General features: G+C 44.4%; 12 protein-coding genes and 1 tRNA gene. 10 read left to right on the top strand and 3 right to left on the bottom strand.

Going from position 1 to position 14935, the window contains the following annotated elements; all coding sequences use genetic code 11:
- Nucleotides 1–52: 52 nt before the first annotated feature.
- The gene (locus tag AM629_RS12860; RefSeq protein ID WP_054479537.1) at nt 53–1306 is read right to left on the bottom strand and encodes a valine--pyruvate transaminase; all 1254 of its coding nucleotides are present in this window, start codon (nt 1304–1306) and stop codon (nt 53–55) included.
- A 206-nt stretch (nt 1307–1512) separates the two neighbouring features.
- Nucleotides 1513–2070, bottom strand: a complete 558-nt coding sequence (locus tag AM629_RS12865) for a DNA-3-methyladenine glycosylase I (protein ID WP_054479539.1) — start codon at nt 2068–2070, stop codon at nt 1513–1515.
- 195 nt (nt 2071–2265) lie between these two features.
- On the opposite strand from AM629_RS12865, the gene glyQ reads away from it, so the two are divergent.
- The 4 genes from glyQ to AM629_RS12880 all read left to right on the top strand — a co-directional run bounded on the left by glyQ (nt 2266) and on the right by AM629_RS12880 (nt 5731).
- Entirely contained in the window at nt 2266–3180 is a 915-nt protein-coding gene (gene glyQ / locus AM629_RS12870) for a glycine--tRNA ligase subunit alpha (protein ID WP_012776420.1), read from the top strand.
- Nucleotides 3181–3189: 9 nt separating this feature from the next.
- Nucleotides 3190–5259, top strand: a complete 2070-nt coding sequence (gene glyS / locus AM629_RS12875; RefSeq protein WP_054479541.1) for a glycine--tRNA ligase subunit beta — start codon at nt 3190–3192, stop codon at nt 5257–5259.
- Between the two features lie 33 nt (nt 5260–5292).
- On the top strand, nt 5293–5439 hold the full coding sequence (locus AM629_RS23965) for a hypothetical protein (protein WP_161804229.1): 147 nt from the start codon (nt 5293–5295) through the stop codon (nt 5437–5439).
- 215 nt (nt 5440–5654) lie between these two features.
- Nucleotides 5655–5731 (top strand) — tRNA-Pro (locus AM629_RS12880).
- Between the two features lie 299 nt (nt 5732–6030).
- Here AM629_RS12880 and AM629_RS12885 read toward each other — a convergent pair.
- A complete protein-coding gene (locus AM629_RS12885; RefSeq protein ID WP_054479543.1) occupies nt 6031–7011 on the bottom strand; it encodes a DUF1266 domain-containing protein in 981 nt (326 codons plus the stop codon).
- Nucleotides 7012–8085: 1074 nt separating this feature from the next.
- On the opposite strand from AM629_RS12885, the gene dppA reads away from it, so the two are divergent.
- The 6 genes from dppA (at nt 8086) to AM629_RS12915 (ending at nt 14823) form a co-directional block, all read left to right on the top strand.
- Entirely contained in the window at nt 8086–9693 is a 1608-nt protein-coding gene (gene dppA, locus AM629_RS12890) for a dipeptide ABC transporter periplasmic-binding protein DppA (RefSeq protein WP_054479545.1), read from the top strand.
- A 216-nt stretch (nt 9694–9909) separates the two neighbouring features.
- Complete coding sequence (dppB, locus tag AM629_RS12895) at nt 9910–10929, top strand: dipeptide ABC transporter permease DppB (RefSeq protein ID WP_054479547.1); 1020 nt, start codon at nt 9910–9912, stop codon at nt 10927–10929.
- Between the two features lie 11 nt (nt 10930–10940).
- Nucleotides 10941–11843, top strand: a complete 903-nt coding sequence (gene dppC / locus AM629_RS12900) for a dipeptide ABC transporter permease DppC (RefSeq protein WP_054479548.1) — start codon at nt 10941–10943, stop codon at nt 11841–11843.
- Between the two features lie 12 nt (nt 11844–11855).
- Nucleotides 11856–12836, top strand: coding sequence for a dipeptide ABC transporter ATP-binding protein (gene dppD / locus AM629_RS12905; protein ID WP_054479550.1), 981 nt, complete (start codon nt 11856–11858; stop codon nt 12834–12836).
- Nucleotides 12833–13852, top strand: coding sequence for a dipeptide ABC transporter ATP-binding subunit DppF (gene dppF, locus AM629_RS12910; RefSeq protein WP_054479552.1), 1020 nt, complete (start codon nt 12833–12835; stop codon nt 13850–13852). The genes dppD and dppF overlap by 4 nt, the downstream gene beginning before the upstream one ends.
- A gap of 236 nt (nt 13853–14088) precedes the next feature.
- Complete coding sequence (locus AM629_RS12915; RefSeq protein ID WP_054479594.1) at nt 14089–14823, top strand: HAMP domain-containing protein; 735 nt, start codon at nt 14089–14091, stop codon at nt 14821–14823.
- Nucleotides 14824–14935: the final 112 nt, after the last annotated feature.

Consider the following 14935-nt stretch of genomic DNA (forward strand, 5'->3'; position numbering starts at 1 on the left):
TCGTTGTCATTTAGCTCCTGCATTTCCCAGCAGGAGCTTTTTATTGTTAATGTCAGGCGGCTTGCTGATGTGCCAGTTCAATCTCTTCCGCCAGAATTGCAATACCTTTTTCGATACTTGTTGGGTCAGGAACATAGTTCATACGCATACATTCGTGAGCATGCGGCCAGTTCTGTTCCAGTCCGGGGAAGAAATAGTGACCTGGAACCATTAGCACACCGCGTTTTTTCAGTCTTTGGTAAAGCGTTTCTGTTGTTATCGGCAGGTTTTTAAACCATAACCACAGAAAAATGGCACCTTCTGGTTTATGGATAAGGCAAAGCTCTGTTGGCAGATAGCGACGGATAATCTTAATCACGTCCTGAACTCGTTGTTGATAGAACGGGAGGATAACTTCCTGTGACAAGCGAAGCAGGTCATTGCGACGGATCATTTCCAATGCCATTGCTGGACCAACACCACCTGGTGCAAGGCTGATGATACCGTTCATGTTACTGACCGCATTAATGATTTTATCGTTAGCGATAATAATTCCGCAGCGTGAACCCGGTAGACCTAATTTGGATAAGCTCATGCACAGAATAATATTGGGATTCCACAATGGCGTGGCTTCGCTGAAAATAATACCAGGGAAGGGGACGCCATAGGCATTATCAATCAGCAGTGGGACTTGATGTCGCTGGGCCAAGCGATCTAGCCGTTGTAGCTCTTCATCAGTGATAACGTTACCGGTTGGGTTGGTTGGGCGGGAAACACAAATCAAGCCAATATCTTTGGTAATATTCAGATGGTCAAAATCAACGTGATATTTGAATTGACCTTCTGGTAATAATTCAATATTGGGTTTATTGGCAACAAATAAGCCGTCATCTAGCCCTGAGTCAGAATAACCAATATATTCCGGTGCCAGTGGGAACAGCACTTTACGAATAGAACCATCTTCACTGCGCCCAGCAAGCAGATTAAACAGATAGAAAAATGCACTTTGGCTACCATTGGTCAGGGCAATATTTTGTGTGCCAATTTCCCAACCAAGCTTTTCGCGCAACATCTCAGCCAGTGCCTGAATTAGCGTATCTTTACCTTGAGGACCATCATAGTTACATAGCGTGTCAGCCAGTTGACCACTTGCGGCCATCTCAGTGAGTAATTGCTGAAAATAGTCATCCATTTTCGGGATATGTGCCGGATTGCCACCGCCTAGCATAATTGCACCGGGAGTCCTCAACCCTTGATTAAGATCATTCATCAGGCGGGTTATACCTGCATCTTGTGTGAATTTGTTGCCGAATTGAGAAAAAATCATAGCCGTGTTCGTTATCGGTGTGTTGTTTGAATTAGGAGAAATAACACCATACCCCGCGTATTATCGGGGTGCAATCTGGAAAATTATGACTATTGGTTATTTAATATTGCATTTAATTTAACATTTAAAATAAAGAGCTAAGCGTTTGTTTAAAGTCCATCTTTATTACTCGTTGAATCTAAGGAGACAATGGCAATTCACTGAATTTATTTTCTACAAAAACAGCTTGTTATGTGATCATTGATTAAACCTACAGCCTGCATAAATGCATAACAAGTGGTACTGCCGATAAATTTAAAACCTCTGTTTTTCAGCGCTTGTGATAATGCATCTGAAATCTCTGTTTTTACCGGGACCTCTGTAATTGTTTTCCACTGATTAATAATGGGTTTGTTATCGACGAAGCGCCAGATAAAAGTGCTGAATTCTTCTCCTTGTTGCTGCATCTTAAGATATGCTCGCGCATTGTTGATAATGGCGTTAATTTTGGCACGATTACGGACAATGGCGGGATCAAGCATCAGCCGTTCAACATCATTTTCATCCATAGCGGCAATTTTTATCGGATCAAATTGATGAAAGCATCGACGATAGCCTTCGCGTTTTTTCAAGATAGTCAGCCAAGATAACCCAGGTTGTTGGCCTTCCAGGCAGATCATTTCAAACAGCTTCTGGCTGTCTTTTTGTGGCTTTCCCCATTCGTGGTCGTGATAAGCCAGATAGCTAGGATCAGAGGTAACCCAATGACAGCGTGTTAATTCCATGGTTATAATTTCCTGTGCTGTTGGTTGAGAATTGATCATACTTTAACTGTATATACATACAAGTGAAATAGTCAGATGAGGATTTTTTTATTTCAGGGCCGAATTGAGCATTAATTCAGGGCTGTATATCTTAAGGTCAAAGGGTATACTGACCCACTTCCTTTTAAATTCATATGTATCGCGTGCGAATCCAACATGCAAAAGTTTGATACCAAAACCTTTCAGGGGCTGATCCTGACATTACAGGATTATTGGGCGCGCCAGGGCTGCACCATTGTCCAACCATTGGACATGGAAGTTGGCGCTGGTACTTCTCATCCAATCACTTGCTTGCGTGCACTTGGCCCGGAGCCAATAGCTGCGGCTTATGTGCAACCTTCCCGGCGTCCGACGGATGGCCGTTACGGTGAAAACCCTAACCGTTTACAACATTACTATCAGTTTCAGGTCATTATTAAGCCATCACCAGACAATATTCAGGAGTTATATCTGGGTTCTCTGAAGGAACTAGGATTAGACCCAACGGTTCATGATATCCGTTTTGTCGAAGATAACTGGGAAAACCCAACCTTGGGTGCTTGGGGACTGGGTTGGGAAGTGTGGCTTAACGGGATGGAAGTGACTCAGTTTACTTACTTCCAACAGGTAGGTGGCCTTGAATGTAAACCCGTCACCGGCGAGATCACTTACGGTCTTGAGCGTCTGGCAATGTATATCCAAGGCGTAGACAGTGTTTATGATCTGGTTTGGTGTGATGGCCTGCTGGGCAAAACCACTTATGGTGACATTTATCACCAAAATGAAGTGGAACAATCCACCTATAACTTTGAGCATGCGGATGTCGATTTCCTGTTTACCTGCTTCGAACAATATGAAAAAGAAGCTCAGGATTTGCTGGCGCTGGAAACACCACTGCCTTTGCCTGCTTATGAACGAATTCTCAAAGCCGGTCATACATTCAACTTATTGGATGCCCGTAAAGCTATCTCGGTGACTGAGCGTCAGCGTTATATCCTGCGTATCCGCACCCTGACCAAAGCTGTTGCAGAAGCGTATTATGCCTCCCGTGAGGCGTTGGGTTTCCCTATGTGTAAAAAGAATCAGAACTAAGAGGCTGTCATGACTCAACAGACTTTCCTGGTGGAAATCGGCACAGAAGAGTTGCCGCCGAAGGCTCTTCGTTCATTGGCTGAAGCATTTGCCGCTAATTTTGCGGCGGAGTTAGATAACGCGGATTTGGCGCATGGTGAGGTGAGCTGGTTTGCAGCCCCGCGCCGTTTGGCACTGAAAGTTGTTAATTTGGATGAAGCTCAGGCCGACCGTGAAGTCGAAAAGCGCGGTCCGGCGATTGCTCAGGCATTCGATGCCGAGGGTAAACCGACAAAAGCGGCAGAAGGTTGGGCTCGTGGTTGTGGTATTACGACGGCTCAGGCTGAACGGTTGGTAACAGATAAAGGTGAATGGTTACTGTATCGTGCGCTGGTTAAAGGCCGCAGTGTCAAAGAGTTGTTGGCGAATATGGTCAACCATGCACTGAGTAAGTTGCCAATTCCTAAACTGATGCGTTGGAGCGATAAAGAGACTCAGTTTGTTCGCCCGGTTCATACCGTTACCATGTTGTTTGGTAATGAATTGATTGAGGGAGAAATTCTGGGAATTAAATCCGCTCGTGTCATTCGTGGTCACCGTTTTATGGGTGAATCTGAGTTTACGATTGATAACGCGGAACAGTATCCAGAGATTTTGCAACAACGCGGTAAAGTGATTGCAGATTATACAATCCGTAAAGCGCTGATTAAGCAGGATGTAGAACAGGCGGCGATTAAATTGGGTGGCGTTGCTGATATCAGTGACAGTCTGCTGGAAGAAGTCACTTCTCTGGTTGAATGGCCGGTGGTACTGACGGCGAAATTTGAAGAGAAATTCCTTGATGTGCCCGCTGAAGCATTGGTTTACACCATGAAAGGTGATCAAAAATACTTCCCGGTTTACGACAATGCTGGCAAGTTGATGGCGAACTTTATTTTTGTTACCAACATTGAATCTTCTGATCCACAGCAAATTATTTCTGGTAACGAAAAGGTGGTTCGTCCACGCTTGGCTGACGCAGAATTCTTCTTTAAGACGGATCGTAAACAGCGTCTGGAAGATAATCTACCTCGGTTAGAAACGGTTCTATTCCAGAAACAGCTTGGTACTTTGCGTGATAAAACGGATCGTATTCAGGCGCTGGCTGGTTGGATTGCAGGGCAGATCGGCGCTGATGTTAATCATGCTACCCGTGCGGGCCTGTTGTCTAAATGTGACCTGATGACCAACATGGTATTTGAGTTCACCGATACGCAGGGTGTGATGGGGATGCATTACGCCCGTCATGACGGTGAAGCGGAAGAGGTTGCTCTGGCACTGAATGAGCAGTATCAACCGCGTTTTGCCGGTGATGAATTGCCTTCTTCTGGTGTTTCTTGTGCATTAGCCATTGCGGACAAAATGGATACTCTGGCGGGTATTTTTGGCATTGGTCAGCATCCAAAAGGCGATAAAGACCCGTTTGCGCTGCGTCGTGCTGCGCTGGGTGCTTTGCGTATTATCGTTGAGAAAAAACTGCCGCTGGATTTGCAGGCACTGACAGAAGAAGCGGTTCGTTTGTATGGTGACAAGCTGACGAATACCAAAGTCACAGATGACGTGGTGGAGTTTATGCTTGGCCGTTTCCGTGCTTGGTATCAGGAACAAGGTTACAGCATTGATACCATTCAAGCTGTGCTGGCCCGCCGCCCAACCCAACCCGCTGATTTCGATGCCCGCGTTAAGGCGGTGACTCACTTCCGTACCTTGGATGAAGCCGCAGCGTTGGCAGCTGCGAATAAGCGCGTTTCTAACATTCTGGCGAAGTCAGAGGAGACGTTGAATGAGAAAGTCAGTGCTTCTGTGCTGAAAGCGCCTGAAGAAGTGAAACTGACAACGCATTTGGTGGTTTTACAAGATAAGTTGACGCCTTTGTTTGCTGAAGGATGCTATCAGGAAGCTCTGGTTGAGTTAGCCTCTTTGCGTGAAGTTGTTGATGCTTTCTTTGACAATGTGATGGTGATGGATGAAGACCAGCAGGTGCGAGTGAATCGCTTAACTTTGTTAAGTGAATTGCGTGAGTTATTCCTGAAAGTTGCGGATATTTCGTTACTGCAATAATAACCTGAAATAGTCAATTCCGGCTGTTGTGAGATGCAATGGCCGGAATCTAATTGCTCTGGTGGATATCACCTTGACGAAAGTTGCGAAGGAAAAGGTATTTTGGCTAAGAGCGATTGCGGTGAAGATATTCATCAGACAAAGGATGCTGATGGTTTATTCGAGCAGCTTGGTATCTGATGAGTTAGCCAAAATATTCAGGTTAAGGAAGGAAAAGAAAAGTTCAAAATAGCTTAGTAGCCACGACATGGCTTTTACGTATGACGTATTTTTTGTAAAAACTGTGTGAGAGTGCGACATAACGGCATTCACGCTGTTTTTATCAGCAACTAACCCATGATTATCAAAAAGGTATTGACGGCCTGTAACGAGCGCAGTAAGATTCGCCTCGTTTTCGGCGAGTAGCGCAGCTTGGTAGCGCAACTGGTTTGGGACCAGTGGGTCGGAGGTTCGAATCCTCTCTCGCCGACCAGTTAATAGTTTGGGGATGTTGAATAAGTCCACAGACTTAAAAGAAAGTAGAAAAGCCTTACAGTTATCGCTGTAAGGCTTTTTGTCGTTATTGCTTTAAATTTGCCAGATTCCGTTTTGTGGATTATTTGTCTTTTTCATGGCTTTTTATTGCGGTCATTAAGATAGTCAATAATCGAATAACAAAGATTGATTTTCTTATAGGACATTTCTGTTCGGAGAATAATCGATAATTATCTAATTCATAATTATCGATTGGATAATTATTGAGATAAAATAACCTTATCTTTGGCTGAGTAATTAGGCTTGTATTTCGGCTGGCTCAGGAAAATATCCACCATTTTCCAGTGTTGACCGAATCATATTCTTTATTTCATCCTCTCCTAATTTTTCTCCCTCTTCATTTTCATAGTCTAATGTTAAAACAGCATTAACAAAGGGAGCGATATCAGCTTCTGATAAGTTTGTATTCCAGTTTAATGTGTTGGATGGGCCGCCTGGTTCTTCATTAATAAGTGTGACGATTTTTCCATAGAGATCTTGTGTAATAGTCCAGCGCATATCTGTACTGCTCCAGTACCATCTTCCCAGTAAAAAGTGATGCCAGAACTCTTCCCAGCTCTTATATTCTCGCTGAACGGTGTGAGTGATAATTTGTACAAAATTGTCTGCTTCTTCCCGACTCAGATATTCTGTACTGATACCATTGCAAATTAACTTGATATAACGGACGTAATCCCAGGCAAGAAAATTTACTGTTTGAATATTGTTTAAATTTTTACGAACAACTTCGGCCCGCCAGAGAAGTTCTTTAGCTTCTCCATCTTCATCATCTTCTTTTTGAATATCTTTCTTTATTTGCTCATAGTCTGATTCGGATATGTCAGAGAAGAAATAGACTTCTTGGCGGAATTTATGCCGATGACCATTAGTTAATAAATGAAATAATTGAGCAATCAGGCTTTCTCTGTCATTAATACCCCAGGCAGTCTGAAGTGAGCCTGCATCTTTGCTGCCGGGAATAATAATCGGATCATTACAGGGATATTCTTCAACAGCAGCATAGGGAGTTCCCAGTGTATAAGCCCAGTCTTTGGGTTCAAATTTTGGTAATTTGCCGGATGCTCGACTTTGGTATTCATTTCTCAAATTATTAAGGATTTTTCTCTCAACAATTGATTTCATAATGATAACAGCGAAGATAATAAAGAGAATAATAGAAACAATGGTAACTAAAGTATAGTGATACCATCTCCAATCTGAGAATAAATCTGAAAGCATGATTATGGCTATTCCTTATTTAATATAAAAAACGTGTTATTTGTATGAGTTAGTTAAATAGGTAACTTGTATTAGTCTCGATATAATGTAATACGATGTCCTTAAAAGATAAGATACCGGTGACGATATGGGTATTGGGTATTTAAATAAAATGAAAAAGTAACTCATTTTTTACATATTAACAATTTTATCATTAAATATAAAGCCTAATTATTAAATTTATATTAAGAAATTAATTATATTTCCAGAGCATCGATAAGAATGTAGGAGTTTCACTTAGTATGTTTACTGTTATTAGGAATTAATGAGTTAATACCCAATAGATTTCAAGTTGCAGGGCGGCGGCAAGTGAGCGCATCCCCAGGAGCATAGATAACTCTGTGACTGGGGTAAGTGAACGCAGCCAACAAAGCAGCAGCTTGAAAGATGAAGGGTAAATAAGGCGGTATTGATGCTCTGCTTAATTACAATTGCTGGATTTTTAATTTTAAAAACTGGATTAAGGATTAGGTAACATTTCCCAGGAACTACTTTGGGTTACGTGGTCAGGTTTGGCTGTTTGGATATTATCTGTTTGCTGGTAATATCATTAATAAAATGGGGGCCGCCAGAAGTTATAAAATTAAATAAACCACTAACAGGTTTTTATATTGATTGACATGATGAGTATTACACTTATTTGATTCACTTTTCAGGTGCCAATTTTATTCGGCATACAATATTTTGTGCCAGTTTTTACCTTTCCTACTGAAACAATCGTTTACTATTTAAGCATTTAACCGCAAATTTTGCGTATGGGCTAATAGTTACTCATGCTATAACCATCACCTTATTATGGTTTTTTTGGCTGCAAAATGTGCATTGTGTCATGTTTTTGTGCTAATTATGTTAATAATAGGTTTCCTTTGTGTTTTCCTGTTGCTTATGACATCTGTTGAGATCTTATTGACGCAAGAGACAACAGTTGTTTAATTGATAAGCTGAAAATAATAAAAAACCCCAAACAGCACAGTTCCTGAAACAAAATCTAGGTTCTTGCTGTACACAACAACATCACAAATGGAGTGCAAGAGAATGACAACTTCCTCTAAAAAGACAGGGTTATTGAAGCTAGGGATCAGCGTAATTGCATTGGCCGTCACTGCCAGCGTTCAGGCAAAAACATTGGTTTACTGCTCTGAAGGCTCACCAGAAGGATTTAACCCACAACTGTTCACGGCGGGTACAACTTATGATGCCAGTTCAAGACCACTGTATAACCGTTTGGTTGATTTCAAAACAGGTAAAACGGAAATTATCCCGAGTCTGGCTGAAAAATGGGATGTTAGTGATGACGGTAAAGTTTACACTTTTCATCTGCGCAAAGGCGTTAAGTGGCACGATAACAAAGAGTTCAAACCAAGCCGAGAGTTCAATGCTGATGATGTGATCTACACTTTCATGCGGCAAAAAGATGCAAATCACCCATACCACAAGGTGTCAGGCGGCAGCTATGAGTATTTTATTGGTATGGGTATGGGTGAGATGATCAATAAGGTTGAAAAAATAGACGATTATACTGTCCGAATTGAACTTAGCCGCCCGGAAGCGCCATTCCTGGCTGACTTAGGAATGGATTTCGCTTCTATTCTGTCCGCAGAATATGCTGATAAGATGATGAAAGCCGGTACGCCGGAGAAAGTCGATCTGAATCCAATTGGTACAGGCCCGTTCAAGTTGCTGCAATATCAGAAAGATTCTCGCATTCTGTATAAAGCCTTCAAAGAATACTGGGGAGATAAAGCCAAAGTTGACCGGTTAGTTTTCTCTATTACTCCTGATGCATCCGTTCGCTATGCAAAATTACAGAAAAATGAATGTCAGATCATGCCCTATCCAAATCCAGCGGATATTGCCCGCATGAAGAAGGATAAAGATATCGTCTTGATGGAAAAGCCTGGTCTGAATGTCGGTTATGTTTCTTTCAACGTCACCAAAAAGCCACTGGATAATGTCAAAGTTCGCCAGGCGCTGGCAATGGCTGTCAATAAAGACGCTATCATTGATGCGGTTTATCAGGGCGCTGGTCAGAAAGCCAAAAACCTGATCCCACCAACCATGTGGAGTTACGACAATGCTCTTAAAGATTACTCGTACTCTCCGGAAAAAGCGAAGCAGTTACTGAAAGAAGCAGGGATGAGTGATGGTTTTGCTATCGATTTGTGGGCAATGCCAGTACAACGACCATATAACCCGAATGCTCGCCGCATGGCTGAAATGGTTCAAGCTGACTGGGCGAAAATTGGTGTTAAGGCCAAAATTGTCAGCTATGAATGGGGTGAATACTTAAAACGGGCTAAAGATGGCGAACATCAGATTGTGATGATGGGTTGGACGGGGGACAATGGCGACCCAGATAACTTCTTCGCAACGTTGTTTAGCTGCGCAGCCAAAGAACGAGGTTCCAACTACTCTAAATGGTGTTACAAGCCGTTTGAAGATGTCATTCAGCCAGCACGGATCGCTTCTGAGCATGCTAAACGCGTTGAGCTTTATAAACAGGCTCAGGCTGTAATGCACGAGCAGGTTCCGGCGCTGATTATCGCTCACTCCACGGTTTATGAACCGGTACGTAAAGAGGTGAAAGGTTATGTCGTTGATCCTCTGGGCAGGCATATTTTCAGCAACGTATCTCTTGAATAATCTTATTTTTACTCGGTTGTGATAGGCCATCTTCCTGATTTTTTTACGGAGATGGCGGCTTTTCCCCGACTATCCGTTATCGCCGGGGAAAGGCTGACAAACAAGTAGAGGCAGGAAGTTCATTGAGTTGTGAGCGAAAGGGGGAAAGTCCTCCCCCTTATCAAGCCAAGCGGCCTGAGAGCTGTAACCGGCATTTAAAAAAAGAGAGTTCGGGATATGTTGCAGTTCATACTCCGACGTCTGGGGTTAGTGATCCCAACGTTTATCGGCATTACTTTGCTGACTTTTGCTTTTGTCCATATGATTCCCGGAGACCCGGTGACTATTATGGCTGGGGAACGTGGAATATCTGCTGAGCGCCATGCTCAACTAATGGCTGAAATGGGGTTGGATAAACCACTCTGGCAGCAGTACTTTCATTATGTAAACGGTGTATTACACGGAGATCTTGGCATCTCCCTAAAAAGTCGCATCTCTGTGTGGGAAGAATTTGTTCCCCGTTTCAAAGCAACCCTCGAACTGGGAATATGCGCCATGTTGTTCGCTATTGCTGTAGGTATTCCAGTTGGAGTACTGGCGGCAGTCAAGCGTGGATCGGTTTTTGATCATACTGCGATAGGGCTTTCCCTAACCGGATATTCTATGCCGATCTTCTGGTGGGGGATCATGTTGATCATGCTGGTTTCTGTCCAGTTGGATCTGACTCCGGTATCCGGGAGGATAAGCGATATCGTTTTCCTTGATGACAGCAATCCGCTGACGGGTTTTATGCTGATTGATACCCTTATCTGGGGGGAAGAAGGTGATTTCAAAGATGCCATGATGCACATGATCTTGCCTGCTGTTGTCTTAGGGACGATTCCACTGGCGGTCATTGTTCGTATGACCCGTTCTTCTATGTTGGAAGTGCTGGGTGAGGATTATATCCGTACTGCACGCGCCAAAGGCTTAAGTCGTATCCGAGTGATTGTGGTTCATGCCCTGCGCAATGCGTTGCTACCAGTTGTGACCGTTATAGGCTTGCAGGTGGGTATTATGCTGGCGGGGGCAATCCTGACTGAAACCATCTTCTCCTGGCCGGGGCTTGGGCGCTGGTTGATTGATGCCCTTCAACGCCGTGATTATCCGGTGGTGCAGGGTGGCGTATTGCTGGTGGCGCTCATGATCATTTTGGTGAATCTGGTGGTTGACGTGTTGTATGGCATTGTTAACCCACGTATCCGTCATAAGAAATAGGGGGGCACATTATGTCTCAAGTGACTGAGCCTGTAGCAAACAATGCGCCTAAGATTATGACGCCGATACAGGAGTTCTGGTATTACTTTAAGCGCAATAAAGGGGCGGTTGTTGGCCTGGTTTATATTGTCCTGATGTTATTGATTGCGCTGTTGGCGGGGGTACTTGCTCCGCATGGTGCAGCTGAGCAGTTCCGTGATTCCTTGCTGACGCCACCGGTGTGGCAAGAAGGAGGAAGCTGGCAGTTTATTCTGGGTACTGATGATGTAGGGCGTGATTTACTTTCACGTCTGATGTATGGCGCCCGGCTGTCATTGCTGGTGGGGTGTCTGGTTGTGGTGTTATCCCTGCTTATGGGGGTGATGCTGGGCGTATTGGCGGGTTATTTCGGTGGTGTGGTGGATATTATCATCATGCGTATCGTTGATATTATGCTGGCACTGCCAAGCTTGCTGCTGGCTCTGGTGTTGGTAGCAATATTTGGCCCATCAATTGTCAATGCTTCGCTGGCGCTGACTTTTGTCGCTCTGCCACATTACATCCGTTTAACCCGCGCTGCGGTGCTGGTGGAAGTTAATCGCGATTATGTCATGGCTTCACAAGTCGCGGGTGCCAGTTCCACGCGCCAGATGTTTGTCAATATTTTGCCTAACTGTCTGGCACCGTTGATTGTGCAGGCTTCTCTGGGGTTTTCTAATGCCATTCTCGATATGGCTGCTTTGGGTTTTCTGGGGATGGGGGCACAGCCACCCACGCCGGAATGGGGAACGATGCTGTCTGATGTATTGCAGTTTGCACAAAGTGCCTGGTGGGTGGTGACATTCCCAGGATTGGCAATTCTGCTGACAGTGTTGGCATTTAACCTGATGGGTGACGGTTTGCGTGATGCACTTGATCCTAAACTCAAGCAGTAGCGAGGTAGCGAAATGGCACTGTTAAATGTAGAAAAATTATCGGTTCACTTCGGTGATGAAGAGGCACCATTCCGCGCCGTTGACCGCATCAGTTACCGTGTTGAACAGGGTCAGGTTGTCGGGATTGTTGGAGAATCCGGCTCTGGTAAATCAGTCAGTTCATTGGCGGTGATGGGGTTGATTGATTATCCGGGTAGGGTGATGGCGGACAAACTGGAATTTAACCAGCGTGATTTAACCAAAATCTCCGAGAAAGAGCGCCGCCAATTGGTCGGTGCGGAAGTGGCAATGATCTTTCAGGACCCGATGACCAGTCTGAATCCCTGCTATACCGTTGGGTATCAGATTATGGAGGCGCTGAAAGTACATCAGGGTGGAAACCGTCGTACCCGCCGTCAGCGGTCGATTGATTTGCTGACATTGGTTGGTATTCCTGATCCTGCATCGCGTCTGGATGTTTATCCGCATCAGTTATCTGGTGGTATGAGTCAACGGGTCATGATCGCAATGGCGATTGCTTGCCGACCAAAATTACTGATTGCTGATGAACCGACAACCGCTTTAGATGTCACCATTCAGGCGCAAGTTATTGAACTGTTGTTGGAGTTACAACAACGGGAAAATATGGCGCTGGTACTAATCACCCATGACTTGGCATTGGTTGCGGAAGCGGCTCATCATATTATCGTGATGTATGCTGGGCAGGTTGTGGAATCCGGCAAGGCATCGGAAATCTTTCGGGCGCCACGCCATCCGTATACTCAGGCGCTGCTCAGAGCATTACCTGAATTTGCCACGGATAAATCCCGTCTTGCCTCTTTACCGGGCGTTGTGCCGGGGAAATATGACCGGCCTATCGGTTGCCTGCTGAATCCTCGTTGCCCATATGCTAGTGACTATTGTCGTCAAGCGGAGCCGGAATTAAAAACGGTAGGAGAACGCCAGGTGAAATGCCATATGCCGCTGGATGATGCGGGGAGGCCAACGATATGAGTGAACAGACTTATCAGGAACGGGAAACATCGACAGCGCTGTTATTAAAGGCGATAGAACTGAAAAAATATTACCCAATCAAAGGGGGACTTTTTTCACCTATCCGTACCGTAAAAGCGTTGGATGGTGTCTCTTTCGAACTGGAGAAGGGAAAAACGCTGGCAGTTGTTGGTGAATCTGGTTGTGGTAAATCCACGCTAGGGCGGCTGCTGACGATGATTGAAAAGCCGACAGAGGGTGAGCTTTATTATCAGGGACAGGATTTACTGGTACCAAATAAGGAAGCTGAAAAGTTACGTCGCCAGAAAATTCAGATTGTGTTCCAAAATCCTTATGGTTCACTCAATCCACGTAAGAAAGTTGGGCAGATCCTGGAGGAGCCACTGCTGATCAATACCAAGCTGAGTGCACATGAGCGTAAAGAGAAGGTATTGCAGATGATGGAGAAAGTGGGGCTGAAAACCGAACACTACAGCCGTTATCCACACATGTTTTCTGGTGGTCAGCGTCAGCGAATTGCGATTGCCCGTGGGCTGATGTTGAATCCAGATGTAGTCATTGCAGATGAGCCAGTTTCTGCGCTGGATGTATCGGTGCGGGCGCAGGTATTAAATTTGATGATGGACTTGCAGCAAGATTTGGGACTGTCTTATGTCTTTATTTCTCATGATTTATCTGTGGTCGAGCATATCGCTGATGAAGTGATGGTGATGTACCTTGGTCGCTGTGTGGAAAAAGGCAGTAAGGAGATGATCTTCAGTAACCCACGTCACCCCTATACGCAAGCGTTATTATCAGCAACGCCAAGGCTGAATCCTGAATTACGCCGTGAACGGATAAAACTGACCGGTGAATTGCCAAGCCCAATGAATCCACCACCCGGTTGTGCATTTGCGGCCCGCTGTCGCCGGGCACTTAGCGTTTGTACTCAGTTGCAACCAAAACTGAATCAACATGGTGATCAACTGATTGCTTGTTTTGCGGTTGATCAGGATGAAAATGTTGCTGTGGAATAATGGTTTGGTAAGGATTTAATAAAATATTTTTGGTGATAATGGGTTAGCCATTATCACCATATAAATATTTGTTTGTATTTCTAATAGTTACAGATAGCTACCAAAGGTAATTATTTCTGAAAAATAACGACTTAGATCAGTGAAACAGGGATCGTTAGCGATAAAATCAAGTATACTCAGTTCCATTGAGGGCATGTTATAACTGCAATATCCCATAGGCATTGGTTTGAGTGAAAATGAAATTGCGCGTCAAACGTTCGTTAACCATTAAACAGATGGCGGCAGTGACTGGCGTCACGTTGGTGACCATTGCTATTTTTATTGCTATTCAGTTATGCCATCTTATACAGCAACGTAAAGATGATTATATCAGCCAGCTTAATAATGCAGCGGTTCAGGTGCAGGCACCGTTAACAGAAGCACTGCTCAGTTCTGATCTCAGTAAAGCAAAAGAGTTGCTGATAGGGCTACGTACAGCGGGTATTTTAGGGCGGGCAGATGTGGTGTTACCGGAGGATATCCGGGTGATACGATTGAATTTTGCCACCCATCGCCCGATTCCCGAACTGGCTAAACGTGTTTTTGGGATACCGGTTGAAGTGAGCATTCCTCTTTATGCGTATGGCTCAGTACCAGCAAATGCCAAACCGTTGGGACATTTAATTCTGCAAGTGGATTCCAATCGGGTATATCGTTTTGCTATTAACACATTAGCACTGATGCTGACAGCTTATTTATTGCTAGCGCTTATTCTTACGGTATCAATAAGCTGGTGTATCAACCGGATTATTGTGCACCCATTGCGCGACATTGCACGGGATCTTAATAACGATCAACCACCGGAGCCAATGACTTGCCCTAAACACCATCAGGATGATGAGCTGGGCCTGCTGATCAGGGGATATAATCGTCAATTTGATAAGCATAAATTTCCGTCATCAAGAAACCATTCGGGGCGGTTTGAGGTCTAATCTTCAATTTATAATCCTGACAGGATCTCGCCTGCTAAAATTCAGGTTTTTGCTTTTTCTACCGATTGTTATTGATCAAGGGGAGCCTCTTCCATTTATCAATAGAAGGCTA

The organism is Photorhabdus heterorhabditis (genome assembly GCF_001280945.1).
Lineage (GTDB): Bacteria > Pseudomonadota > Gammaproteobacteria > Enterobacterales > Enterobacteriaceae > Photorhabdus > Photorhabdus heterorhabditis.

Bases quoted from the DNA above. Each gene is read 5' to 3' on its own strand.
- dppC (WP_054479548.1), top strand. From the start codon at position 10,941: ATGTCTCAAGTGACTGAGCCTGTAGCAAACAATGCGCCTAAGATTATG.
- dppF (WP_054479552.1), top strand. From the start codon at position 12,833: ATGAGTGAACAGACTTATCAGGAACGGGAAACATCGACAGCGCTGTTA.
- AM629_RS23965 (WP_161804229.1), top strand. From the start codon at position 5,293: ATGCAATGGCCGGAATCTAATTGCTCTGGTGGATATCACCTTGACGAA.
- glyS (WP_054479541.1), top strand. From the start codon at position 3,190: ATGACTCAACAGACTTTCCTGGTGGAAATCGGCACAGAAGAGTTGCCG.
- dppA (WP_054479545.1), top strand. From the start codon at position 8,086: ATGACAACTTCCTCTAAAAAGACAGGGTTATTGAAGCTAGGGATCAGC.
- AM629_RS12865 (WP_054479539.1), bottom strand. From the start codon at position 2,070: ATGGAATTAACACGCTGTCATTGGGTTACCTCTGATCCTAGCTATCTG.
- glyQ (WP_012776420.1), top strand. From the start codon at position 2,266: ATGCAAAAGTTTGATACCAAAACCTTTCAGGGGCTGATCCTGACATTA.
- AM629_RS12885 (WP_054479543.1), bottom strand. From the start codon at position 7,011: ATGCTTTCAGATTTATTCTCAGATTGGAGATGGTATCACTATACTTTA.
- AM629_RS12915 (WP_054479594.1), top strand. From the start codon at position 14,089: ATGAAATTGCGCGTCAAACGTTCGTTAACCATTAAACAGATGGCGGCA.
- AM629_RS12860 (WP_054479537.1), bottom strand. From the start codon at position 1,306: ATGATTTTTTCTCAATTCGGCAACAAATTCACACAAGATGCAGGTATA.
- dppB (WP_054479547.1), top strand. From the start codon at position 9,910: ATGTTGCAGTTCATACTCCGACGTCTGGGGTTAGTGATCCCAACGTTT.
- dppD (WP_054479550.1), top strand. From the start codon at position 11,856: ATGGCACTGTTAAATGTAGAAAAATTATCGGTTCACTTCGGTGATGAA.